The organism is Pantoea sp. UBA5923 (assembly GCF_002431095.1).
Lineage (GTDB): Bacteria > Pseudomonadota > Gammaproteobacteria > Enterobacterales > Enterobacteriaceae > Pantoea > Pantoea piersonii.
This window is the reverse complement of record NZ_DJDN01000049.1, coordinates 1-24720: the sequence shown is the minus strand read 5'-3', so window position 1 is coordinate 24720 and position 24720 is coordinate 1. Positions and strand designations below refer to the sequence as shown.

Genomic DNA, 24720 nt, shown 5'->3' with positions numbered 1-24720 from the left:
AACCGCCCTTGCGCCGTTAATCGCCTTAGCATCGACTGTTTTCTGCGCTTTATTGCGGTTGACACCGCTGCGCAATCGCCGCGATATCCTGCGGCGTGGTGCGGCAGCAGCCGCCGATCAGCCTTGCGCCAGCGGCGCGCCACTCGGCCAGCCGGTCATGCAGCGTGCAGCCCGACGGCGCGGAATGCCAGGTTTTCGTCGTCGCATCGTACTGCTCGCCGGAATTGGGATAGACCACCAGCGGTTTGCTGGTCAGCCTCTGCAGCGCCGTCAGTGCAGGCGTCACCTGCTCCAGCGCAACGCAGTTGAGGCCCAGCGCCACAATCTGCGGCTGCGCCTGCACGAAAGCGGCGACCTCGCACAGCGGCGTGCCGTCGCTGATATGCTCCGCATCGCGCAGCGTAAAGGAGAACCACGCCTGCGCGCCGGGGAATTCCGTCAGCAGCGCGGCCAGCGCCTGCGCTTCGGCAAAAGAAGGCAGCGTTTCGCACGCCAGCAGATCCGCCCCCGCCGCCAGCAGCGCCTGTACGCGCGGACGGTGGAACGCCTTCATCTCTTCGTCCGGCAGCGCGTAGTCGCCGCGATATTCCGCGCCGTTGGCAAGAAAGGCGCCGTATGGCCCAACCGATCCCGCCACCAGCAGCGTGGCCCGGCTGCCGCTGGCAGCGCGGTAGTCGTCGCGCGCGCGCCGCGCCAGTTCAACGCTGCGGGCGATAAGCTGAAGCGACCGCGCCTCATCCAGCCCGCGCGCGGCGAAGCCCTGCGGCGTCGCCTGATAGCTGGCGGTAATGGCAACGCGCGCGCCGGCGGCGAAATAGTCGCGGTGTACCTGGTAGATCAGCTCAGGATTTTCCATTAACACCTTCGCGGACCAGAGCGCGTCTGCCAGATTGCAGCCGCGCGCCTCCAGCTCGGTCGCCAGCGCGCCGTCCAGGATAAGAATGTCACTTTCAGCCAGCGCCTGCGCCACGGAATTATGCTGCATTTCTGGCCTCCTCAGCCTGCGATTTTTTATGAGTCACAGCGTAAACTCCATAGCAGAGCAGCACAAAGGGAATGCCGCACCAGAGCGCGATGCGCTGCGAGGGATCAAACGCCAGCCCGACGCACGCCAGCAGGCAAAGGGCAAAGCCCAGGATCGGCGTCAGCGGATAGAGCGGCGCGCGGTAGGTTAGCTCGCTCAGCGCCCTGCCCTGCGCCAGATGGCGGCGGCGGAACATATAGTGCGAGGCGCAGATGCTGAGCCAGACCACCACCACCGCAAAGCCGGAGATGGCCGACAGCGCGACAAATACCGTATCCGGCGCGATAACGCTGGAAAGCAGCGCCAGCACGCCGCCCAGCATACTGACGGTGATCGCCAGCTGCGGCACGCCGCGCTTATTGACGCGGGCGAAGCAGCGCGGCAGCGTCTTCTCGTTCGCCAGCGACCAGAGCATACGGCCCGAGGCGTAAAGCCCGGAGTTAGCCGCGGAGAGGATTGCCGTGAGGATAACGAAATTCACGATATCCGCTGCATAAGGAAGGCCGATCTTTTCAAACACCAGCACAAAGGGGCTTTTGACGATGCCCGCCTGATCCATCGGGATCAGCGCCGCCAGCACCAGCACCGTACCGACAAAGAAGATGATCAGCCGCGCTACCGTGGTGCGGATCGCCAGCGGCAGCACTTTTTGCGGGTTTTCCGTTTCGCCCGCGGCGATGCCGATAAGCTCAGTGCCGGAAAAAGCGAAGTTCACCGCCACCATGGTCATGATAATCGGCAGCACGCCGTGGGGCAGCCAGCCGTGTTGGGTAAGGTTGCTCAGACCCGGCGCGGCGCTGCCATCTTTCAGCGGGATAAAGCCGAACATCGCCGCCGCGCCCAGCACGATAAAGGCGATAATGGTGACAACTTTGACAAGCGAGAACCAGAACTCCCCTTCGGCGAAGAAGCGCGTGGAGATAATATTCAGCAGGTAGATGGCGACGCAAAACAGCAGACACCAGATCCACACCGGCACCTGCGGAAACCAGTACTGCATGCAGAAGCCTGTGGCGGTAAAGCTGGAGCCGAGCGCCACCGTCCAGGTCAGCCAGTAGAGCCAGGCGACGGTGTAACCGGTAGCAGGGCTGAGATAGCGCGCCGCATAGACGTGGAACGCGCCGGTTTCCGGCATCGCCACCGACAGCTCCCCCAGACAGACCATCACCAGCCACACCACCAGCGCGCCGATCAGGTAGGCGAGCAGCGTGCCCGCCGCGCCGGTGGTGGAAATGATATAGCCGGTATTAAAAAACAGCCCGGTGCCGATTACGCCGCCCAGCGATAACATCACCAGATGGCGCGTTTTCATGGTGCGTTTAAAGTGTTCCCGTGACGGGTTTTCCTGCTCGCTCATCTTTTATCCGTATGGACGTCTAAACATCTATATGGCAGGGTTATACGCGTCGCCGGCGGAAATTGCAACGTGATAAAAGATAAGGGTTTGATAAAAAACAGCGCTGTGCCCCGCGCTGACGGGGCTGGCCGCTATTAGCCGAAAACGCTTTGCAGGTAGCGTTCCAGGGCGATACGTGAACTGAAACCGTGGGGAATGCCGTAGTGCTCCTGCGACTCGCCCGCCAGATAGAGTGGAAACCGCGTGTAGTGATCGCAGGTTTTCATCTCTGACGCCGGTTCGGCAAACGGCTGACTCTTCTCTTTTAACGTGGGGTGGATCACCAGCGCAGTGCGTCCCATACGGGCTTCGCGGTTAACATAGACATAGCTATCGCCACGGCGGTAGCCGTAAGCTTTTGGCGTGACTTCGTCAACTTCAAATCCCGCCTTTTCCAGAACGCGCGCTACCTCATCGGGTCGTAAATACATGCTCTTTCCTCTCCTCTTTCAAGCCTCGCAACCTTACAACAGCACGCCGCCGTGCGGCTTTCGGAATTTCCCTAAACCCCCGTCCTGCCGATGCGTTTATCCGCGTATCGTCTACACTCAGTATTACTTTCAAAATCAAAGGGAGCGAAAAAATGTTTAATCGAACCACAAAAAACGATGACATTGATGTTAACCAGGATGTAAACGAGCTCGCTGATTCGCTGGAAGCGCTGCTGAAATCCTACGGCAGCGAGGCAAAAGATGAAGTGGATTCTGCGCGCAGCCAGGCGCAGGCGCTGCTGAAGCAGACGCGCGCGAAGCTGAATGGCGGTCATAACCGCGTTTCCCAGGCAGCGCGCGACGCGAGCTACCAGGTTGACGCCTACGTGCATGATAAACCCTGGCACGGCGTGGGCATCGGCGCCGCAGTAGGCCTGGTGTTAGGCGCGCTGCTGGTTGGCCGCCGTTAATCTCCATCAAAATACGTAAGCCTCGCGTAAGCGGGGCTTTTTTTCGCCTTTTTTCTGCCCCGCCATCTTTACAAATTTTTTTACGCTGCGCCGAACCGCATGTCGCCTGGCTTTAGCCACTCCTTGCCGCTTTATTGTCCAGATATCTATATATGGTGCGCTTGAATTTAAACACCACTATATCTAGTATTCTCTCTATCAACCAGACACAAGATGTGAGCGGCGACGAAGCCTGAAATGCGGGCGTCCGCTTACGTATCACAGATACCTTGTCCATGACAGAAGGGAAATACGAATCATGCGCATTATTATTTACACAAAAGATAACTGTGTCCAGTGCAGCGCCACCAAAAACGCTATGGATCGTCATGGCATCGACTATCAGCTGATCAATCTCGACGCGCAGCCTGACGCCGTTGACGGCCTGAAATCGCTCGGTTACCGCCAGGTGCCGGTGGTGATGGCGGATGGCGAGCACTGGAGCGGCTTTCGCCCGGACAAAATCGCCGGTCTGCGTCAGCTTGCGGCGGCAGGAGAGTAGCGCCATGTTTCCACTGGTCTATTTTTCCAGCCAGTCGGAAAACACCCACCGGTTTATTGCCCGTCTGGGGCTGCCGGCGCGCCGCATTCCTCTCGACCTCTCCGCGCGTCTGCAGCACCACCAGCCCTATATCCTGGTGGTGCCGAGCTATGGCGGCGGCGGCAGTCGCGGCGCTGTCCCCAGACAGGTTATTCACTTTCTTAATGATGAATCGAACCGGCGCGGCATTCGCGGCGTGATCGCAGCGGGCAACCGCAATTTCGGCGAGGCTTACTGCCTGGCCGGCGACATTATCGCGCAAAAATGCCAGGTTCCTGTGCTCTACCGCTTTGAGCTGATGGGAACGCCGGAAGACATCGCCACGGTTAAAGCGGGAGTAACCCAATTTTGGCAACAACAGACACCCTCAATGGCGTAACGCTCGACTATCATGCGCTGAACGCCATGCTGAACCTCTATGATGCCGATGGCCGCATCCAGTTCAGCAAAGACCGCGAAGCGACGCGCCAGTTCTTTCTGCAGCATGTCGCGCCTAATACGCTCTCTTTCGCCAGCGCGGCGGAGCGTCTGCGCTACCTGGTCGCGGAAGGCTATTACGAAGCGGACGTGCTGAACCAGTACGACTTCGACTTCCTGTGCCGTTTCCACGACGAGGCGGCGGCCTGGGGCTTTGAATTCAAGACGTTTCTCGGCGCGTGGAAGTTCTACACCAGCTATACGCTGAAAAGCTTCGACGGCAAACGCTATCTGGAAACCTTCGAGCAGCGCGCCTGCATGGTGGCGCTGACCCTGGCGCAGGGCAGCGAGACGCTGGCGCGATCCCTGCTGGAAGAGATGCTGAGCGGCCGCTTCCAGCCTGCGACGCCCACCTTCCTCAACTGCGGAAAACAGCAGCGCGGCGAGCTGGTCTCCTGTTTCCTGCTGCGCATCGAAGACAATATGGAATCGATCGGCCGCGCGGTGAATTCAGCGCTGCAGCTCTCCAAGCGCGGCGGCGGCGTGGCCTTTCTGCTCTCCAACCTGCGGGAAAACGGCGCGCCGATTAAGCGTATCGAGAACCAGTCGTCGGGCGTTATTCCGGTGATGAAGATGCTGGAGGACGCCTTCTCCTACGCCAACCAGCTTGGCGCGCGTCAGGGCGCGGGCGCGGTCTGGCTCAACGCGCATCACCCCGATATCCTGCGCTTTCTCGATACCAAGCGGGAAAACGCCGACGAGAAGATCCGTATCAAAACGCTCTCGCTCGGCGTCGTCATCCCCGATATTACCTTTCAGCTGGCGAAGGAGAATCGCCAGATGGCGCTCTTTTCGCCCTACGACGTTGAACGGATTTATGGCCAGGCGTTTGGCGATATCAGCATCAGCGAGAAGTATGACGAGATGGTGGCGGACGACCGCATCCGTAAAAGCTGGATCCAGCCGCGCGACTTCTTCCAGACGCTGGCGGAGATCCAGTTCGAGTCCGGCTATCCCTACATCATGTATGAGGACAGCGTTAACCGCAGCAACCCGATTGCCGGTCGTATCAATATGAGCAACCTCTGCTCGGAGATTTTGCAGGTCAACAGCCCCAGCGAGTTCAATGAGGATCTGAGCTATCGCCGCGTCGGCAAAGATATCTCCTGCAACCTCGGCTCGCTGAATATCGCGCACGCCATGGACTCGCGCGACCTGGCGCGTACCGTAGAGGTCGCGGTGCGCGCGCTGACGGCGGTTTCCGATATGAGTCATATCGGCTCGGTGCCGTCGGTGGCAGAGGGCAACCAGCGTTCGCACGCCATCGGCCTGGGGCAGATGAACCTGCACGGCTATCTGGCGCGCGAGGGAATGGCCTATGGTTCGCCGGAAGCGCTCGACTTCACCAACCTCTATTTCTACTGCGTCACCTTCTATGCGCTGCGCATCTCTAACCAGCTGGCGCGCGAGCGCGGGCAGCGCTTCGACGGCTTTGAGCACTCCGCCTACGCCAGCGGCGCGTACTTCGATAAATATGTAGAGCGCGACTGGCTGCCGCGCACCGGGCGCGTGGCGCGCCTGTTTGCCGAGGCCGGAATTACACTGCCGACGCGCGCCGACTGGCAGGCGCTGCGCGAGGCGGTGATGACGCACGGTTTATATAACCAGAACCTGCAGGCGATTCCGCCGACCGGCTCTATCTCCTATATCAACCATGCGACCTCAAGCATCCACCCGATCGTGTCGCGCATCGAAATCCGTAAAGAGGGAAAAACCGGACGCGTTTACTACCCTGCGCCCTTTATGACCAACGAGAACCTGGATCTCTATCAGGATGCCTATCAGATCGGGCCGGAAGCGATTATCGACACCTATGCCGAAGCGACGCAGCATGTCGATCAGGGGCTGTCGCTGACGCTCTTTTTCCGTGACGATGTGACGACGCGCGACATCAACAAAGCGCAGATTTACGCCTGGAAGAAAGGCATCAAAACGCTTTACTACATTCGACTGCGCCAGATGGCGCTACAGGGCACGGAGGTGCAGGGCTGCGTTTCCTGCGCGTTGTGATGAAAACTATGCAACTACAACAGATTCAGGCGATTAACTGGAACCGTCTTCAGGACGAGAAAGATCTCGAAGTGTGGAACCGTCTGACCAGCAACTTCTGGCTGCCGGAAAAGGTGCCGCTCTCGAACGATCTGCCCGCCTGGCAGACGCTGGACAGCCAGCAGCAGCAGCTTACTATCCGCGTCTTTACCGGACTGACGCTGCTCGACACTATTCAGAACGTTATCGGCGCGCCGGGCCTGATGCCGGATGCGCTGACGCCGCACGAAGAGGCAGTGCTCTCCAATATCAGCTTTATGGAGGCGGTGCATGCGCGATCTTACAGCTCTATTTTCTCGACGCTCTGCAATACCAGCGACGTAGACGCCGCCTATCAGTGGAGCGAAGAGAACGAGGCGCTGCAGAACAAGGCGCGCATCATTCTGGCGCACTACCGCGCCGACGATCCGCTGAAGAAAAAGATCGCCAGCGTCTTCCTGGAGTCGTTCCTCTTCTACTCCGGGTTCTGGCTGCCGATGTACTGGTCAAGCCGCGGCAAGCTGACCAATACCGCCGATCTGATCCGCCTTATTATTCGCGACGAAGCGGTGCATGGCTACTACATCGGCTATAAGTACCAGAAAGCGCTGGAGCAGGCTGACGACGCGCGCAAAGAGGAGCTACAGCAGTTCGCCTACGATCTGCTGCTGGCGCTGTATGAAAATGAGGTCATCTACACCGAGGCGCTCTACGCCGATGTGGGCTGGGCGGAAGAGGTAAAAACCTTTCTGCACTATAACGCCAACAAGGCGCTGATGAATCTGGGCTATGAAGCGCTGTTCCCGGCGGAACTCACCACGGTTAACCCGGCTATTCTTGCCGCGCTTTCGCCTAATGCCGATGAAAACCACGATTTTTTCTCCGGCTCTGGCTCCTCCTATGTGATGGGCAAAGCGGTCGAAACCGAAGACGAAGACTGGGATTTTTAATCCGCTGCTGTCGGGCCCGTTGCGGCCCGATATTTTTATTTTATCGCTCTCTTTCCCGCCCGCTATTTCGCCAGCAATCACCTTTTTATTTCGCAAATATGACGCGCTGATGACGCGCTAATTACGCCATTTCGGCTCGCTCTTTTCTGGCAATTTTGCCGTTTACGGCGTCAAATCGCCATAATTCCCGATCGTCCCGGCAAAAAATTAGCGGCCCTTCATCCCTTGTGAGCACTGGAAATTCTGCCGTTTGCGCCCCTCTCATCACCACGAATATTGCCATTCAGGGTTGTCAGATAATGTCAGTATGGTACGGTATGAGCCGCTTAAATTTAACCAGGAAAGCTGAACGTCAAAATAAATTAAACAGGATTCTATCACTGCATGGCAATTAAACTTGAAGTAAAAAACCTGTATAAAATATTCGGGGAAAACCCCGATCGCGCATTTAAATATATTGAGAAAGGGGAAAGCAAAGAGACTATTCTGGCGAAAACCGGTCTGTCTCTGGGCGTCAAAAACGCCAGTCTGGCCATTGAAGAAGGCGAGATATTCGTCATCATGGGACTCTCCGGCTCCGGAAAATCGACCATGGTTCGCCTTCTCAATCGTCTGATAGAACCCACCCGCGGTCAGGTAATCATTGACGGCGTCGATATTGCAAAAATATCTGACAGCGAACTGCGCGAGGTGCGCAGAAATAAAATCAGCATGGTATTCCAGTCGTTTGCGCTGATGCCGCATATGAACGTGCTAAATAATACCGCCTTCGGCATGGAATTAGCTGGCGTCCCGCTGGCAGAACGTCAGGAAAAAGCGCTGGACGCGCTGCGTCAGGTCGGCCTGGAAAATTATGCGCATGCTTATCCCGATGAACTTTCCGGCGGCATGCGCCAGCGCGTTGGATTAGCCCGCGCGCTGGCGATTAATCCCGATATTTTGCTGATGGATGAGGCGTTTTCAGCGCTCGATCCGCTGATCCGTACCGAAATGCAGGATGAGCTGGTTAAGCTGCAGGCGAAACATCAGCGCACCATTATTTTTATTTCCCACGATCTCGACGAAGCGATGCGCATCGGCGACCGCATCGCCATTATGCAGGGCGGCGAAGTGGTGCAGGTCGGCACGCCGGATGAAATTCTCAATAATCCGGCCAACGACTATGTGCGCACCTTCTTCCGCGGCGTCGATATCAGCCACGTCTTTAGCGCGAAAGATATCGCCCGCCGCAGCGCTGGCGCGCTGATTCGCAAGGCGCCCGGCTTTGGCCCGCGCTCCGCCATCAAACTGCTGCAGGACGAGGATCGCGAATTCGGCTATGTGCTGGAGAAGCAAAAATTTATCGGCGTGGTCTCCACCGACTCGCTGAAGGCGGCGCTGGCGGCAGGCGAAGGGCTGGAGAGCGCCCTGCTCGACGCGCCAGCCGCCGTTCCCTCAGATACCTCGCTGAACGAACTGCTCGGCCACGTCGCGCACGCGCCCTGCGCGGTGCCGGTGGTGGGCGAAGAGAATCAGTACGTCGGTATCATTTCCAAAGGCATGTTGTTACGCGCTTTAGATCGTGAGGGAGCTTCGTCATGAGTGAACAAAACAGTCAACCCTGGGATAGCGCCGCGCCTCACGCCGCCGATGCCGCGCAGGCGAGCAGCGATCCCTGGTCAGGCGCGGGTGATGCCGCAACGCAGAGCGCCGCGCCCGCTGGCAACGGCGCCGACGCCTGGGGAACGCCCGACGGCAGCGCCGCACATAGCGCCGCCAGCAGCGGCAGCGACTGGCTGAGCAGCGCACCTGCGCCGCAGCCGGAACATTTTAATCTGCTCGATCCCTTCCATAAAACCTGGATCCCGCTCGATCGCTGGGTGACCGAAGGCATCGACTGGGTGGTCAATCACTTCCGTCCAGTGTTTCAGGGCATTCGCGTGCCGGTGGACTATATCCTGAGCGCCTTTCAGCATCTGCTGCAGAGCCTGCCCGCGCCGATAGCGATTCTGGTGTTTGCTCTGATCGCCTGGCAGATCGCCAGCCCGGCGATGGGCGTCGCTACGCTGATCTCGCTGGTGCTGATCGGTGCTATCGGCGCCTGGTCACAGGCGATGGTGACGCTGGCGCTGGTGCTTACCGCGCTGCTGTTCTGTATCGTTATTGGGCTGCCGCTGGGTATCTGGCTGGCGCGCAGCGAACGCGCGGGTCGCATCATACAACCGCTGCTGGACGCCATGCAGACGACGCCGGCCTTTGTCTACCTGGTGCCGATCGTCATGCTGTTCGGCATCGGCAACGTGCCTGGCGTGGTGGTCACCATTATTTTCGCCCTGCCGCCGATGGTGCGCCTGACCATTCTCGGCATCAAGCAGGTGCCCGCCGATCTGATCGAAGCCAGCGAGTCCTTTGGCGCCAGCCCGCGCCAGATGCTGTTTAAGGTGCAGCTGCCGCTGGCGATGCCGACCATTATGGCGGGCGTAAACCAGACGCTGATGCTGGCGCTGTCGATGGTGGTGATCGCCTCGATGATCGCCGTCGGTGGGCTGGGACAGATGGTGCTGCGCGGCATCGGCCGTCTTGATATGGGACTGGCCACCGTGGGCGGCGTCGGTATCGTTATCCTCGCCATTATTCTCGATCGTCTGACCCAGTCAGTGGGTCGCGACGGCCGCAGCCGCGGCAGCCGCCACTGGAGCCATAGCGGGCCGGTTGGCCTGCTGACGCGCCCTTTCCGTAAATCCTGATTTTCGGGCGGTCCTTCGCGGCCGCCCGCCTCGCAACGTCGAAAATAAGGAATAACTATGCGCAAGACCGCACCTCTCCTCGCCGCCGTGCTGACCACGCTCGCCCTCTCCCAGGCTTCCGCTGCCGATCTGCCCGGCACAGGCATTACCGTTAAGCCTGCGCAAAGCACCATTGCTGAAGAGGGCTTTCAGACCCTGCTGGTAAGCCGCGCGCTGGAAAAACTGGGCTATAGCGTCGAGAAGCCGAGCGAAATCGACTACAACGTCGCCTACACCTCTATGGCCTCTGGCGACATTACCTTTATCGCCACCAACTGGCAGCCGCTGCACGACGATATGTATAACGCCGCCGGCGGCGACAAAAAGTTCTACCGCGCAGGCACCTATGTCTCTGGCGCAGCGCAGGGCTACCTGATTGACAAGAAAACCGCCGAGCAGTACCACATCACCAATATCGCCCAGCTGAAAGATCCGAAAATCGCTAAGCTGTTCGACAGCAACGGCGACGGCAAAGCGGATATGACCGGCTGCACGCCGGGCTGGGGCTGCGAAGCGGTTATCAATCATCAGAACACCGCGTTTGGCCTGAGCGATACCGTCACCGCCAATATGGGCAACTACTCGGCGATGATCGCTGATACCCTGGCGCGCTTTAAGCAGGGCAAACCGATTCTTTACTATACCTGGACGCCATACTGGCTGAGCGACGTGCTGAAGCCGGGCCGCGATGTGGTGTGGCTACAGGTGCCGTTCTCGTCGCTGCCTGGGGCGCAGAGCAAGGTCGATACCAAACTGGCTAACGGCGCGAATTACGGTTTCCCGGTTAACACCATGCATATCGTAGCGAACAAAGCCTGGGCTGAAAAAAACCCGGCGGCGGCAAAACTGTTCGCCGAGATGAAGCTGCCGATTACCGATATCAATGCGGAAAACGCGGCGATGCATGCAGGCCAGGCGTCTGAAGCGGATATTAACCGCCACGTCGATGGCTGGATAAAAGCCCACCAGCAGCAGTTCGACCAGTGGATTAAAGATGCCCTTGCGGCCGCAAAATAAGTAAATACTCACTTCAGGGGCGGAACTCTCTGCCCCTTCGCTTTCTGCTGTACCGACTGGTACGTCCTGTCAATTTACACATTAATGAAATAGTTTTTTGGGTTACTATTAACCTATTATGATTATTACTACCTGCCTAATATATAAATGAATACTCATCGCCATACGCTGACGCCTGCGCTGGTCGTGCTGATGTCCATCGCCACCGGGCTCTCCGTAGCAAGCAACTACTACGTGCAGCCGTTGCTCAATACCGTCGCCAGCAATTTCGGCCTCTCCGTCAGCATGGCGGGGTTTATCGTCACCACGGCGCAGCTCGGCTACGCCTGCGGCCTTCTGCTGCTGGTGCCGCTTGGTGATATGCTTGAGCGCCGCGCGCTGATCGTCGGTATGAGCCTGCTGGCCGCAGGCGGCATGGTGATTACCGCTACCTCCTCCTCTTTTTCCCTGCTGCTGCTGGGCACCGTACTGACCGGGCTGTTTTCAGTTGTGGCGCAGATCCTGGTGCCGCTCGCCGCGACGCTGGCGCCGCCGGAGAAGCGCGGCAAGATTGTCGGTACGGTGATGAGCGGGCTGCTGCTCGGCATTCTGCTGGCGCGTACCGTTGCGGGCGCGCTGGCGCAGCTGGGCGGCTGGCGTACCGTTTACTGGACCGCCAGCCTGTTGATGGCGCTGATGGCGCTGGCGCTGTGGCGTTTTCTGCCGCAGGTGAAACCTACGGTGTCGCTTAACTACCCGCAGCTGCTGAAATCAATTTTCCAGCTCTATAAAGCGAATCGCGTTATCCGCACCCGCGCCCTGACCGGCTGTCTCTCTTTCGCCAACTTTAGCGTGCTCTGGACATCAATGGCGTTTCTGCTCGCCTCTCCGCCTTACAGCTACTCTGAAGGCGAAATCGGCCTGCTGGGTCTGGTCGGCGCGGCGGGCGCGCTGGCTGCGCGTCAGGCCGGGTCGCTGGCGGATAAAGGCAAAGCCAGGCTCACCACGACGCTCGGCCTGCTGATTATGCTCGCCTCCTGGGGAATGACGGCGCTGGGCGCGCACTCGCTGGCGGCGCTGATTGTCGGCATTCTGCTGCTCGACCTGGCGGTTCAGGGCGTGCATATCACTAACCAGAGCGTGATCTACAGCCAGATGCCTGAAGCGCGTAATCGCCTCACGTCGGGTTATATGACCAGCTATTTTATCGGCGGCGCTTTTGGCTCCCTTCTTTCTGCCAACGCTTTTCATGCTGCTGGCTGGTACGGCGTTTGTGCCGCAGGCGTGATCATGACGCTGCTCAACCTGCTGATTTGGTGGCGCGGCTATCGCTTCGAAACCCAGTTAAGTAAGTAAATAAAATGCCAAAGATGTGATTGAGTCTGGTCACGAATGGTTAGTTTTGTTATGGTTAGCATCAAATCTATTCACAGAAGTTATTTTTTCTTGCGAAATTATTTAGCAAACAAAAAGTTTCTTCCCGTATTGATATCGACGCCTGCCGCAGCCAGCGGCGGTGAGCGAGGGTTTCGTGCCCAGGGTCAGGGAGTGGCCTGGAAACACCTGATGACGACAGTGTGACCTTCTGAACAATTGCGCGGAGTAAAAATGACTACGCTTAATCTGTCACCATCGTTACTATATTAGTTGAAACTAGTGAGGTTTTTTTATAATGGAAAGTTCGTTTACTCCCATTGAACAGATGCTTAACATCCGCGCAAATCGTCACAAAGATTTCCCGCTGCACGAAATCATTCTGACGCGTCTGTGCATGCACATGCAGGGAAAGCTGCTGGAAAATCGCAATAAGATGTTAAAGGCGCAGGGAATTAACGAAACCTTATTCATGGCGCTGATCACGCTGGACGCGCAGGAAAACCAGAGCATTCAGCCGTCCGAGCTGAGCGCCGCGCTGGGTTCTTCGCGTACCAATGCGACGCGCATCGCAGATGAGCTGGAGAAACGCGGCTGGATCGAGCGTCGCGAGAGCGATAACGATCGTCGCTGCCTCCATCTGCATCTGACTGAAAAAGGTAATGAGTTTCTGCGTCAGCTGCTGCCGCCTCAGCATCAGAGTCTGCAGTATCTCTGGTCTTCCCTGTCGACTGATGAAAAATCGCAGCTGGAAGGCATTACGCGTAAGTTACTCAATCGTCTCGATAAAATGGACGAAGATCAGGTCATCGCTTCCCTCTCTCGCTAATAGCAAGAACTGCGACACAATCACCTGTCGAAACCGTTATTTTAATCCCCTTTTATCCGGCCAGCGCCTTGTCGCTGGCTTTTTTCGACTCGGGCTCCGTGAAAAGGGACGATCGCGCCCCGACATATGAAACAGTTGGAGATTGACATGAGTGCAACGGCGGAGGCGCAAAGCCCGCAACAGCCAGCCAATAAAAAGAAGACGCGTAAAAAAGTGCTGCTTCTGCTGGCGCTGCTTTTTGTGCTGGCGGGTATCGCATGGGGCGTTTACTGGTTCCTGGTGCTGCGGCACTTTCAGGAAACGGACGATGCTTACGTGGCCGGAAACCAGGTACAGGTGATGGCGCAGGTGTCGGGCAGCGTCAATAAGGTCTGGTTTGACGACACCGATTACGTCAAGAAAGGCGACGTGCTGGTTTCGCTGGATAAAACTGACGCCGAACAGGCGTTTGAAAAAGCGCAGACCGCGCTGGCCACCAGCGTGCGTCAGACGCATCAGCTGATGATCAACGCTAAGCAGTATCAGGCGAGCATCGCGCTGCAGCAAACCGCGCTGGCGCAGGCGGAAGCCGATCTGAAACGTCGCGAGCCGCTGGGTGCCTCTAACCTGATCGGCCGCGAAGAGCTGCAGCACTCGCGCGACGCGGTTGCCACCGCTAAAGCGCAGCTTGATGTGGCGGTGCAGCAGTACAACGCGAATCAGGCGATGATCCTCAACACTTCGCTGGAGGATCAGCCTGCGGTGAAACAGGCCGCCGCTGAACTGCGCGACGCCTGGCTGGCGCTGCAGCGTACCGATATTCGCAGCCCGATGGACGGTTATGTCTCGCGCCGCAGCGTGCAGGTCGGTTCGCAAATCGATACCAGCACAGCGCTGATGGCCGTGGTTCCCGCCACCAACCTGTGGATCGACGCCAACTTTAAAGAGACGCAGCTGGCAGGCGTACGCATCGGACAGGACGCGACGGTTGTAGCTGATATCTACGGCGACGACGTGACCTATCACGGCAAAGTGGTCGGCCTGGATATGGGCACCGGCAGCGCTTTTTCGCTGCTGCCTGCGCAGAACGCCACCGGCAACTGGATCAAAGTGGTGCAGCGTCTGCCGGTGCGTATCGAGCTTAACCAGGATGATATCGTGAAGCATCCGCTGCGCATTGGTCTCTCGACGCTGGTGAAAGTCGATACCACGAATAAAGATGGCAGCATGCTCGCCACCAGCGTTCGTCAGCAGGCTGCCTACAGCACTAATGCGCTGGCGATCGACCTGGCGCCGGTGAATCAGCTGATCACAGATATTGTCCGCGCCAACGCCGGATGATGACGCGGAGGCTGTCATGGCACAAAAACCGCTAGAAGGCGCGCCGCTGGTCCTGATGACCATTGCGCTGTCGTTGGCGACCTTTATGCAGGTGCTGGATTCGACCATCGCTAACGTGGCGATCCCCACCATTGCAGGCAATCTGGGCGCGTCCAACTCACAGGGCACCTGGGTCATTACCTCGTTTGGGGTGGCGAACGCCATCTCCATTCCCATTACGGGCTGGCTGGCGAAGCGCGTCGGCGAGGTAAAGCTCTTTACCTGGGCGACGATTCTGTTCGCCCTCGCCTCCTGGGCGTGCGGTATGTCGGAAAGTCTGGAGATGCTGATTTTCTTCCGCATCCTGCAGGGCGTGGTAGCCGGTCCGCTGATCCCACTGTCGCAGAGTCTGCTGCTCAGCAACTATCCCCCCGCCAAACGCAGCATCGCCCTCTCGTTGTGGGCGATGACGGTGATTGTCGCGCCGATCTGCGGCCCAATTCTCGGCGGCTGGATCAGCGATAACTACCACTGGGGCTGGATCTTCTTTATCAACGTGCCGATCGGCGCCGTGGTGGTGATGCTGACGTTGCAGACCCTGCGCGGCCGCGAGACACGCACCGAAGTACGTCCTATCGACGTGGTGGGCCTGGTGCTGCTGGTCGTGGGTATCGGCTGTCTGCAGGTAATGCTGGACCGCGGTAAAGAGCTTGACTGGTTTAACTCCACCGAGATTATCATTCTGACGGTCGTCGCCGTGATATCTCTGGCGGTGCTGCTGGTGTGGGAGCTGACCGACGACCACCCTATTGTCGATCTGGCGCTGTTTAAGTCGCGCAACTTCACTATCGGCTGCCTCTCAATCAGCCTGGCCTATATGCTCTACTTCGGCTCGATTGTATTGCTGCCGCAGCTGTTGCAGGAGGTATATGGCTACACCGCCACCTGGGCCGGTCTGGCGTCCGCGCCGGTAGGCATTATTCCGGTGATCCTGTCGCCGATTATCGGCCGCTTCGCCCACAAGCTGGATATGCGCAAGCTGGTGACCTTCAGCTTTATTATGTATGCCGTCTGCTTCTACTGGCGCGCCTACACCTTCGAACCCTCGATGGACTTCGGCGCATCGGCCTGGCCGCAGTTTATCCAGGGATTCGCCGTCGCCTGCTTCTTTATGCCGCTCACCACCATTACCCTTTCCGGGCTGTCGCCGGATCGGCTGGCGGCGGCGTCGAGCCTGTCGAACTTCGTGCGTACCCTGGCGGGCTCGATTGGCACCTCGATTACCACCACCATGTGGACCGACCGGGAATCGATGCATCACAGCACCTTCAGCGAGTCGGTTACGCCCTATAACCCCAATGCGCAGCAGATGTATCACCAGCTGGAAGGAATGGGCATGTCGCATCAGCAGGCATCAGCCTATATCGCGCAGCAGATCACCAACCAGGGATTGATTATCTCTGCCAATGAGATCTTCTGGGCGTCGGCGGGAGTGTTCTTGGTTCTGCTGGTGCTGATCTGGTTCGCCCGACCGCCCTTTGGGTCAGGCAGCGGCGGCGGCGGCGCGCACTAGCGTCTGTTTCGCCATCCCTGACAGCCCCCTGTCCGCTTTGGCATCTTCCCTAAACAAAAACGGGCCTTTCGGCCCGTTTTTTTATGCGTTCTGACGCCACCATTCGGCAAGCAAAATGCCGGTCGCCACCGAGACGTTAAGGCTCTCGACGTTGCCGGTCCCGCCGATCGACAGGCTGATATCGCCCTGCTGGAACGCGCTGTCAGACAGGCCTTCGCTCTCCTGACCCAGCACCAGCACCATCTTCGCCGGCAGCTCAGCTTTCGCCAGCGGCGTCCCCTCATGGCTTGAGGTCGTTACGATGGTGTAACCCGCTTTACGGAACGCTTCCAGACCGCCAGCAAAGCTTTCGCCGCTGATCGCCTGTACGTGTTCGGCGCCGCCTTCAGCGGTACGCACCGCCGCGCCGGACTCCAGCAGCGAAGCGTCATTCACCAGCAGGCCTTTAACGCCGAAGTGCGCGCAGCTGCGCATAATGCCGCCCAGGTTATGCGGGTTGCTGACATCTTCCAGCGCCAGTACGCAATCTTTCTCACCGGCCTGGCTCAGCCACTCGCTGACCGCCATGCCCATGCGTTTTTTAATAATGAAGCAGACGCCGCCGTGATGCTCGGTGCCGGACGCTTTCGCCAGCTCAGCATCTTCTACGACGTGATAGGCTTTGCGATTCGCCGCCAGCCAGCGCAGCGCTTCGCGGAAACGCGGCGTCACGCTCTGCACAAACCAGGCGCGCACGATCGCTTCCGGACGGCTCTGAAACAGCGCCTGGCAGGCGTTTTCACCATACACGCGCGTCTCTTCCTGACGCTGACGACGGATCACTTCCGGATCGATAGCGACCTTGCCGCCCTGCTCCGGCTGCTTCTCTTCAACGGACGCGCGCTCGCTCGGCGGACGCGACACGGTACGCCACGGCGAGAATGACTCGTCGTTACGCGGTTTGCGGCCAGCCTCATCGCTGCGAGGCCTGCGGCTGCCTTCATCGCTGCGGGGTTTGCGGCTGGCGCCCTCTTCGCTACGGCGGCCAGAGGAACGACGCGAATCTTCCTGACGGGCTGGGCGGCCACCACCTTTACCGGTACGCGGGTTCGGCGCGCGTGAGCCATTCTCGCCCTCATCTCGCACGTACATCACTTTTACCTTGCCACTTTTGCCTTTAAATTCGTCGTTCATCTGTTCCTCCTGCATTGAGAGCGCGAAGATTACCTGATGTATTGGCGCTTAGCTATCAACTATTGAACCTATTGGACAATCCAGTTTGAGGGCTGTTCGCAACCTTCTCATAATGGACAATATTTACAAAACTGACACCTGCAAACCCCTTGAGGTCTATATGAATACGGTATGCGCTTCCTGTCAGGCAACCAATCGCGTTCCCCTGGATCGCGTTGCCGATGGAGCTAAATGCGGCCGCTGCGGCAGCGAACTCTTTAATGGCGAAGTGGCTAACGCGACCGCCGAAACGCTGGATAAATATTTACAGGACGATCTGCCGGTCGTGGTGGATTTCTGGGCGCCCTGGTGTGGCCCCTGCGTCAACTTCGCGCCGGTCTTTAAAGAGGTGGCGCAGGAGCGCAGCGGCCAGGTGCGTTTCGTTAAGGTCAATACCGAAGCGGAACCTTCACTGAGTACGCGTTTCCGCATTCGCAGCATTCCCACCATTATGATCTTTAAAAAAGGCGAGCTGGTGGACATGCTGAACGGCGCGATGCCGAAAGCGCCTTTCAACGAATGGCTTGATGAGTCGCTATAAACCCTGACCCGGCAAACGGAAGATCTGGCCCAAAAGCCAGGCTTCCCGCGGCCACGATCAAAAACGCGGAAATCTCTCCCGCATTAGCCTTTTATCAGCCCACACAGGCCAGCCGCGCTGGCCTTTTTCTTTTCCGGCGCGCTTCGATTACACTAGCGTTTTACTTTGCTCACTAAGCCATGACTGATAACGCCGTTCTCCGCCTGCGTGCGCAACGCCTTGCCCGCGCCACTCGCCCTTTTCTCGCCCGTGGCAATCGCGTGGTGCGCTGTCAGCGCTGTCTGCTGCCGCAAAAAAATTGCCTGTGCGCCACTATCCAGCCGCAGAGCGCGCGTAGCCGCTTTTGCCTGGTGATGTTCGATACCGAGCCGATGAAGCCCAGCAATACCGGGCGACTGATCGCCGATATTTTGCCGCAGACCGAAGCGTTCGGCTGGTCGCGTACCGAACCCGATCCCGCGCTGCTGAGCGCGGTTGCGCATCCCGACTATCAGCCGATGGTGGTGTTTCCCGCCTCTTACGCCGATCCCGGCCGCGAAGTGCTGACCGCGCCGCCGCTCAGCGGCAAGCCGCCGCTCTTTATTATGCTCGACGGCACCTGGACCGAGGCGCGCAAAATGTTTCGTAAAAGTCCCTGGCTCGATGCGCTGCCGGTCATGTCGCTAAACGTCACCGCGCCCTCGCGCTATACGCTGCGCGAAGCCCATGGCGAAGGCCAGCACTGCACCGCCGAAGTCGCCGCCGCGCTGCTGGAGCAGGCAGGCGATGGGGCCGCGGCGCACGCTCTGCTTCACCACTTTGAACGGTTTCGTCATGCCTATCTGGCAGGTAAACCGCACCATCCCGCGTATCAAAGCGCCATCGCTGAGAGTCTTTAGCGCTTACGTGCGGCGGTCCGCTGCCGGATTGCCGCCTCCCCTCTGCGCGAGCAAAATTTTGTCGCGGTTCTCAGCCTGCGATCGCCGAACCGGCAAATCCGGGAAAAAACGATTACAATCACGCCAGTCGACTTCAGGAGGGCGGGATGAGCCAACGCGGGCTGGAAGCGCTGTTACGACCTAAATCTATTGCGGTGATTGGCGCCTCGGACAGGCCGGGACGCGCCGGGCACTTTATGATGCGCAATCTGCTGGCTGGTGGCTTCAGCGGCCCGGTGCTGCCGGTCACGCCAAAGTACAGAGCCGTCAGCGGCGTGCTCGCCTGGCCTACCATCGACAGCCTGCCTTTCGCGCCTGACCTGGCGGTGATCTGTACCCATGCGAAGCGCAATCTCGAACTGCTGCAGCAGCTGGGCGAAAAAGGGTGCAAAGCCTGCATTATTCTCTCCGCGCCCGCCAGCCAGCTGGAGGCGCTAAAAAGCTGCGCCGCGCAGTGGCAGATCCGCCTGCTCGGCCCCAACAGTCTCGGGCTGCTCGCGCCCTGGCAAGGACTTAACGCCAGCTTCTCGCCGGTGCCGATTGAGAAAGGCCGCATCGCCTTTATCTCGCAGTCGGCGGCGGTCTCCAATACCATTCTCGACTGGGCGCAGCAGCGCAATCTGGGCTTCTCCTGGTTTATTGCGCTGGGCGACAGCCTGGATACCGACGTTGACGATCTGCTCGATTTTCTGGCGCGCGACGGCAAAACCAGCGCCATTCTGCTCTACCTTGAGCACCTGAGCGATGCGCGACGCTTTGTGTCGGCCTCGCGCAGCGCCTCGCGCAATAAACCTATTCTGGTGATCAAAAGCGGCCGCAGTCATCAGGCTCAGGCCCTGCTCGGCACCCATAGCGGGCTGGACGCCGCCTGGGATGCGGCTATTCAGCGCGCAGGCCTGCTGCGCGTGCAGGATACCCATGAGCTTTTCACCGCCGTGGAGTCGCTCAGCCATATGCGTCCGCTGCGCGGCGACAGGCTAATGATTATCAGCAACGGCGCCGCCCCTGCCGCACTGGCATTAGATGAACTCTATGCGCGCAACGGCAAGCTTGCCGCCCTGGGCGACGAAACGCTTTCGGCGCTGGCCGCACTGCTGCCGGAAGGGGTCGGGCGCGGCAATCCGCTCGACCTGAAAGATGACGCCACGCCGCAGCGCTATGTTGACTGCATTAATGTGCTGCTGAACAGCCATGAACTGGATGCGTTGATGATCATCCATGCGCCCAGCGCGGTAGCGCCCGCAACCGAATCGGCGCAGCAAATCATTGACGCCATCGCCGCTCATCCGCGCGGCAAGCAGGTGACGCTCCTGACCAACTGGTGCGGCGAATTCTCATCGCTGGCGGCGCGGCGCGCCTTTACCCAGGCGGGCATCCCCACATGGCGCACGCCGGAAGGCACAGTAACCGCCTTTATGCACCAGGTAGAGTATCGCCGTAACCAGAAACAGCTGCGCGAAACGCCGGCGCTGCCCGCCAGCCTGACCCAGGACAGCGCTCAGGCGCATCAGCTGCTGTCGCAGGCGCTGGCGAAAGGCGTCACCACGCTTGATACCCATGAGGTGCAGCCGATCCTGCAGGCGTACGGGATGGCAACGCTGCCGACCTGGATCGCCCACGACAGCGGGGAAGCGGCCGCTATCGCCGAGCGTATCGGCTATCCTGTGGCGCTCAAGCTGCGCTCGCCCGATATCGCCCATAAATCTGAAGTTCAGGGCGTTATGCTCTATCTGCGCAACACTGCAGAAGTCGAGCAGGCGGCCGAAGCCATTATCGACCGGGTTAAACAGACGCTGCCTCAGGCGCGCATCGAAGGTTTGCTGGTTCAGAGCATGGCTAATCGCGCCGGCGCCCAGGAACTGCGCGTAGTGGTGCAACAGGATGCGCTGTTCGGGCCGGTTATTTTGCTGGGCGAAGGCGGTGTTGAATGGCAGGCGGACAAACAGGCGGCGGTCGCGCTGCCGCCGCTTAATATGACGCTGGCGCGCTATCTGGTCATTCAGGCGATCAAAAGCGGCAAGATCCGCAGTCGCGGCGGTCTGGGTACGCTGGATATTCCGGCGCTCAGTCAGCTGCTGGTGCAGGTTTCTAACCTGGTGGTGGACTGCCCGGAGATCCAGCGGCTCGATATTCATCCGCTGCTGGCGGCGGGCAGCGAATTTACCCTGCTTGATGTTACTCTGGATCTGGCGCCTTTTAGCGGCGACAGCGAAGCGCGACTGGCGATTCGCCCCTATCCGCAGCAGCTTGAAGAGCGGGTCATGCTGAAAGATGGGCAGAGCTGCCTGTTCCGCCCTATCCTGCCGGAGGACGAACCGCTGCTGCGCGCCTTTATCGCACAGGTCACCAAAGAAGACCTCTATTACCGCTACTTCAGCGAAATTAACGAATTTACCCATGACGATCTCGCCAATATGACGCAGATCGATTATGACCGCGAGATGGCTTTCGTCGCGGTGCGCCAGCAGCAGGAGATGAGCGAGATTATTGGCGTCACGCGCGCGATCTCCGATGCCGACAATATCGACGCCGAATTTTCCGTACTGGTGCGCTCCGACTTAAAAGGGCTGGGCATGGGACGACGGCTGCTGGAAAAAATGATCCGCTATACGCGCGATCACGGGCTGCAGCAGCTCAACGGTATCACCATGCCGCACAACCGCGGCATGATTACCCTGGCGCGCAAGCTGGGTTTCGGCGTGGATGTTCAGCTTGATGAGGGTATCGTCAGCCTGAATTTACCCTTACACAGGGACATCGGCTAACCTTGTAGAGAAAGGTAAAAAATGGCCGACTACATAAGGTTGGTGTTATTATTTACCGTTATGACCCTGATTTGATGGCAAAAGGCCATGCAATGAACCGAGAAGAAGCGCACTGCGATGCTGACTAAATTTAAACGCAATAAGCATCAACAACACCTCGCACAGTTGCCGAAACTGTCACAGTCCGCTGCGGATGTGTCAACACTCTACTCGCCTGCTGATTTCCGTCGCACGCTGCTGGAAAAAATCGCGGCGGCGCAGCATCGCATCTGCATTGTCGCCCTCTATATGGAGAACGACGACGCCGGACGTGCCGTTATGGATGCGCTCTATGCGGCGAAACGCGCGCGTCCAGAGCTGGATGTCAGCATTCTGGTTGACTGGCATCGCGCTCAGCGCGGCCGCATCGGTGCGGCGCGTGGCGTAACGAATGCAGACTGGTATTGCGAAATGGCGACGCAGCATGCGGATATCGCTATTCCGGTTTACGGCATTCCGGTCAATACGCGCGAAGCGCTGGGCGTACTGCACCTTAAAGGCTTTATTATCGACGATACGCTGCTCTACAGCGGCGCCAGTATTAACGACGTTTATCTGCACCAGCACGATAAGTACCGTTACGATCGCTACCAGCTGATTCGTAATCCGCAGCTGGCCGACACCATGTATGAGTGGATCAACGTCAATCTCAAGCAGTCGGAAGCGGTCAATCGTCTCGACCAGCAGGAACGCCCCTCCAGCCCGGAAATCAAAAATGAAACGCGCCAGTTCCGCCAGGATCTGCGCGGATTCAATTATCAGTTCGCTGGCGATGGCCATAACGAAGAGCTGACCGTTACGCCGCTGGTCGGCCTGGGCAAACGCAGCCTGCTGAACAAAACTATCTTCCACCTGATGCCCTGCACCGAGCGGAAGTTGACTATCTGCACGCCTTATTTCAACCTGCCGGCGATTCTGGTGCGCAGCATTATCCATTTGCTGCGCGAGGGCAAAGAGGTAGAGATCATCGTCGGCGATAAGACCGCCAACGATTTCTATATTCCGCCCGAGCAGCCATTCAAAATCATCGGCGCGCTGCCCTATCTTTATGAAATTAACCTGCGCCGTTTCCTTAGCCGCCTGCAGTATTATGTGGATAACGGTCAGCTGGCGGTACGTCTGTGGAAGGATGGCGAGAACAGCTATCACCTGAAAGGCATATGGGTAGATGACGAGTGGACGCTCATTACCGGCAATAACCTTAATCCGCGCGCCTGGCGCCTCGATCTGGAAAACGCAGTGCTTATCCACGATCCGCTGCAGCAGCTGGCCGAGCAGCGTGAAAAAGAGCTGTCGCTGATTCGTACCCACACTCACGTGGTGAAGCACTTCCGCGAGCTGGAAAGCATCTCCGACTATCCGGCTAAGGTGCGCAAGCTGATCCGCCGCCTGCGCCGTATTCGTATCGACCGTCTTATTAGCCGCATTCTCTGATGCGTTGCCTGGCGCGTCTCTGCGCGCCAGGCAAAAAGCCTTCAACAGCCGCTTTTCGGGCGGGAACAGTGAAGGCTTCGCCAGAAAGAGCTACAGCCTGATGCCTTTGCCGCGTTTATGTAGCAACAGCGACACCACAAACGCCAGCGCGCCCATCGCCGATACATACCAGAAGAATGTTGTTTCGATGCCCTGCTGTTTCATCAGCAGCGCGACATATTCCGCCGACCCGCCGAAAATAGCATTCGCCACGGCATAGGATAAGCCGACGCCAAGCGCACGCACCTCCGGCGGGAACATCTCCGCCTTAAGGATGCCGCTGATCGCGGTATAGAAACTGGTAATCAGCAGCGCCAGCATGATCAGGCAGAAAGCGATGGCAGGACTCTGCACGCTTTGCAGCGCAGTCAGGATCGGAACGGTACATATGGCCGCACCCGCGCCGAAGATCAGCATTGATCCCCGACGACCGATTTTATCTGAGAGCGCGCCGATAAGGGGCTGTATCAGCATAAACACCAGCAGCGCGCCGGTCATCAGTCCGCTGGCGCTTTTCGCATTCATGCCCGCCGTGTTCACCAGATACTTCTGCATATAGGTAGTAAAGGTGTAGAAGCTCAGCGAGCCGCCTGCGGTAAAACCAAGCACCATCAGAAAGGCACGCGGATGGTTGCGCAGCAGGCCGGTAATACTGCCAGCGTCTTTATGCCGACGGCTCTGTTTATCGGAGGTTTCATGCAGTGAACGCCGCAGCCAGAGAGCCACCACGGCAAGGAGAGCGCCGAGGAAAAAAGGAATGCGCCAGCCCCAGCTGCGCAGATCCTCTTCGCTGAGAATAAACTGCAGTACGACAACAGTCAGCACCGCCAGTAGCTGGCCCCCGATCAGCGTGACATACTGAAAAGAGGCGTAGAACCCTTTGCGTCCCTCCAGCGCCACTTCGCTCATGTAGGTCGCGCTGGTGCCATACTCCCCGCCGACCGACAGCCCCTGAAACATGCGCGCCAGCAGCAGGATCGCCGGAGCGGCAATGCCAATGCTGCTATAGCCTGGCAGACAGGCGATGACCAGCGAGCCAAAACACATCATGCATACCGAAATAAGCATCGACTTCTTACGTCCGTGACGATCGCCGATATATCCAAACAGCCAGCCGCCAATGGGACGCATTAAAAAGCCTGCGGCGAATACCCCGGCAGTTTGCAGCAGCTGCGTGGTGGTATCACCTTTGGGGAAGAAGATGTGTGCGAAATAGAGTGAGAAGAAGGAGTAGACATAAAAGTCGAACCACTCCACCAGGTTGCCTGATGATGCGCCGACGATTGCCCAGACGCGTTTTTTGCTGATCCCCTGCTCTTCTGCTGCATGCTGGGATGCGCGCGTATTAATTTCTGCCATGCGTAACCTCATGTTCCTTGCTGATAAACAGCGCCAAAACAGTGAGTAAACCACTTCATTAATGACAACGAAACGTTATCGCCGATATGCTGTGGTAAATGTGATGCGGAAGAGGTTTGGTTGTAACGCGTGTAGAGAGGAGCAGGATTTTTTCTGACGTATAACGCAAAAAACCCTGACCGTCAGGTCAGGGTTATCGCGTTTGGATGCCTGGCAGTTCCC

21 protein-coding genes are annotated in these 24720 nt (G+C 58.4%); 16 read left to right on the top strand and 5 right to left on the bottom strand.

From position 1 onward, the window contains the following. Positions 1 to 49: 49 nt before the first annotated feature. The 3 genes from mmuM to B3797_RS12065 all read right to left on the bottom strand — a co-directional run bounded on the left by mmuM (position 50) and on the right by B3797_RS12065 (position 2851). Complete coding sequence (gene mmuM, locus B3797_RS12075; protein ID WP_311791189.1) at positions 50 to 985, bottom strand: homocysteine S-methyltransferase; 936 nt, start codon at positions 983 to 985, stop codon at positions 50 to 52. Continuing rightward, the gene (gene mmuP, locus B3797_RS12070) at positions 975 to 2381 is read right to left on the bottom strand and encodes an S-methylmethionine permease (protein ID WP_311791188.1); all 1407 of its coding nucleotides are present in this window, start codon (positions 2379 to 2381) and stop codon (positions 975 to 977) included. The genes mmuM and mmuP overlap by 11 nt, the downstream gene beginning before the upstream one ends. Positions 2382 to 2515: 134 nt before the next feature. Beyond that, positions 2516 to 2851, bottom strand: coding sequence for a DUF2002 family protein (locus tag B3797_RS12065; protein ID WP_033754097.1), 336 nt, complete (start codon positions 2849 to 2851; stop codon positions 2516 to 2518). 152 nt (positions 2852 to 3003) lie between these two features. On the opposite strand from B3797_RS12065, the gene B3797_RS12060 reads away from it, so the two are divergent. The 12 genes from B3797_RS12060 to emrB all read left to right on the top strand — a co-directional run bounded on the left by B3797_RS12060 (position 3004) and on the right by emrB (position 16192). Then, on the top strand, positions 3004 to 3321 hold the full coding sequence (locus B3797_RS12060; RefSeq protein WP_311782988.1) for a DUF883 family protein: 318 nt from the start codon (positions 3004 to 3006) through the stop codon (positions 3319 to 3321). A 298-nt stretch (positions 3322 to 3619) separates the two neighbouring features. Continuing rightward, positions 3620 to 3862 (top strand): redoxin NrdH, encoded by a 243-nt coding sequence (locus B3797_RS12055; protein WP_120457420.1) that lies wholly within the window; start codon positions 3620 to 3622, stop codon positions 3860 to 3862. A 4-nt stretch (positions 3863 to 3866) separates the two neighbouring features. Next, positions 3867 to 4280: a class Ib ribonucleoside-diphosphate reductase assembly flavoprotein NrdI gene (gene nrdI / locus B3797_RS12050; RefSeq protein ID WP_120457418.1), complete on the top strand. Its 414-nt coding sequence runs from the start codon at positions 3867 to 3869 to the stop codon at positions 4278 to 4280. Next, complete coding sequence (nrdE, locus tag B3797_RS12045) at positions 4250 to 6388, top strand: class 1b ribonucleoside-diphosphate reductase subunit alpha (RefSeq protein WP_311791187.1); 2139 nt, start codon at positions 4250 to 4252, stop codon at positions 6386 to 6388. Before nrdI ends, nrdE begins: the two co-directional genes overlap by 31 nt. An 8-nt stretch (positions 6389 to 6396) precedes the next feature. Further along, positions 6397 to 7356, top strand: coding sequence for a class 1b ribonucleoside-diphosphate reductase subunit beta (nrdF, locus tag B3797_RS12040; protein WP_126690593.1), 960 nt, complete (start codon positions 6397 to 6399; stop codon positions 7354 to 7356). Between the two features lie 384 nt (positions 7357 to 7740). After that, positions 7741 to 8937, top strand: coding sequence for a glycine betaine/L-proline ABC transporter ATP-binding protein ProV (gene proV, locus B3797_RS12035; protein WP_120457414.1), 1197 nt, complete (start codon positions 7741 to 7743; stop codon positions 8935 to 8937). Then, positions 8934 to 10082 carry a glycine betaine/L-proline ABC transporter permease ProW gene (gene proW / locus B3797_RS12030; RefSeq protein ID WP_311791186.1) on the top strand — a complete coding sequence of 383 codons (1149 nt, stop codon included), beginning with the start codon at positions 8934 to 8936 and terminating at the stop codon, positions 10080 to 10082. Before proV ends, proW begins: the two co-directional genes overlap by 4 nt. A gap of 57 nt (positions 10083 to 10139) precedes the next feature. Next, positions 10140 to 11138 (top strand): glycine betaine/L-proline ABC transporter substrate-binding protein ProX, encoded by a 999-nt coding sequence (proX, locus tag B3797_RS12025; protein WP_120457410.1) that lies wholly within the window; start codon positions 10140 to 10142, stop codon positions 11136 to 11138. A gap of 147 nt (positions 11139 to 11285) precedes the next feature. Then, on the top strand, positions 11286 to 12473 hold the full coding sequence (locus tag B3797_RS12020) for an MFS transporter (protein WP_311791185.1): 1188 nt from the start codon (positions 11286 to 11288) through the stop codon (positions 12471 to 12473). Positions 12474 to 12789: 316 nt separating this feature from the next. Then, on the top strand, positions 12790 to 13320 hold the full coding sequence (gene mprA / locus B3797_RS12015; protein ID WP_081142432.1) for a transcriptional repressor MprA: 531 nt from the start codon (positions 12790 to 12792) through the stop codon (positions 13318 to 13320). Positions 13321 to 13467: 147 nt separating this feature from the next. After that, complete coding sequence (gene emrA, locus B3797_RS12010; protein ID WP_120457649.1) at positions 13468 to 14640, top strand: multidrug efflux MFS transporter periplasmic adaptor subunit EmrA; 1173 nt, start codon at positions 13468 to 13470, stop codon at positions 14638 to 14640. Positions 14641 to 14656: 16 nt separating this feature from the next. Continuing rightward, positions 14657 to 16192, top strand: a complete 1536-nt coding sequence (emrB, locus tag B3797_RS12005; protein WP_120457405.1) for a multidrug efflux MFS transporter permease subunit EmrB — start codon at positions 14657 to 14659, stop codon at positions 16190 to 16192. Positions 16193 to 16273: 81 nt separating this feature from the next. Here emrB and B3797_RS12000 read toward each other — a convergent pair whose 3' ends face one another. Beyond that, on the bottom strand, positions 16274 to 17365 hold the full coding sequence (locus tag B3797_RS12000) for a tRNA/rRNA methyltransferase (protein ID WP_311782993.1): 1092 nt from the start codon (positions 17363 to 17365) through the stop codon (positions 16274 to 16276). 160 nt (positions 17366 to 17525) lie between these two features. Between B3797_RS12000 and trxC the strand changes: the two genes are divergently transcribed. From trxC to pssA, 4 genes are all read left to right on the top strand, one after another. Further along, on the top strand, positions 17526 to 17945 hold the full coding sequence (gene trxC / locus B3797_RS11995) for a thioredoxin TrxC (RefSeq protein WP_311782994.1): 420 nt from the start codon (positions 17526 to 17528) through the stop codon (positions 17943 to 17945). 179 nt (positions 17946 to 18124) lie between these two features. Beyond that, a complete protein-coding gene (locus B3797_RS11990) occupies positions 18125 to 18823 on the top strand; it encodes a tRNA-uridine aminocarboxypropyltransferase (RefSeq protein WP_311782995.1) in 699 nt (232 codons plus the stop codon). Positions 18824 to 18969: 146 nt separating this feature from the next. After that, positions 18970 to 21627, top strand: a complete 2658-nt coding sequence (locus B3797_RS11985) for a bifunctional acetate--CoA ligase family protein/GNAT family N-acetyltransferase (protein WP_311791184.1) — start codon at positions 18970 to 18972, stop codon at positions 21625 to 21627. 117 nt (positions 21628 to 21744) lie between these two features. Further along, positions 21745 to 23100: a CDP-diacylglycerol--serine O-phosphatidyltransferase gene (pssA, locus tag B3797_RS11980; RefSeq protein WP_311782997.1), complete on the top strand. Its 1356-nt coding sequence runs from the start codon at positions 21745 to 21747 to the stop codon at positions 23098 to 23100. Between the two features lie 90 nt (positions 23101 to 23190). Here the strand turns inward: pssA and B3797_RS11975 are convergent, their stop codons facing one another. After that, positions 23191 to 24498, bottom strand: coding sequence for an MFS family transporter (locus B3797_RS11975; RefSeq protein ID WP_311791183.1), 1308 nt, complete (start codon positions 24496 to 24498; stop codon positions 23191 to 23193). Positions 24499 to 24720: the final 222 nt, after the last annotated feature.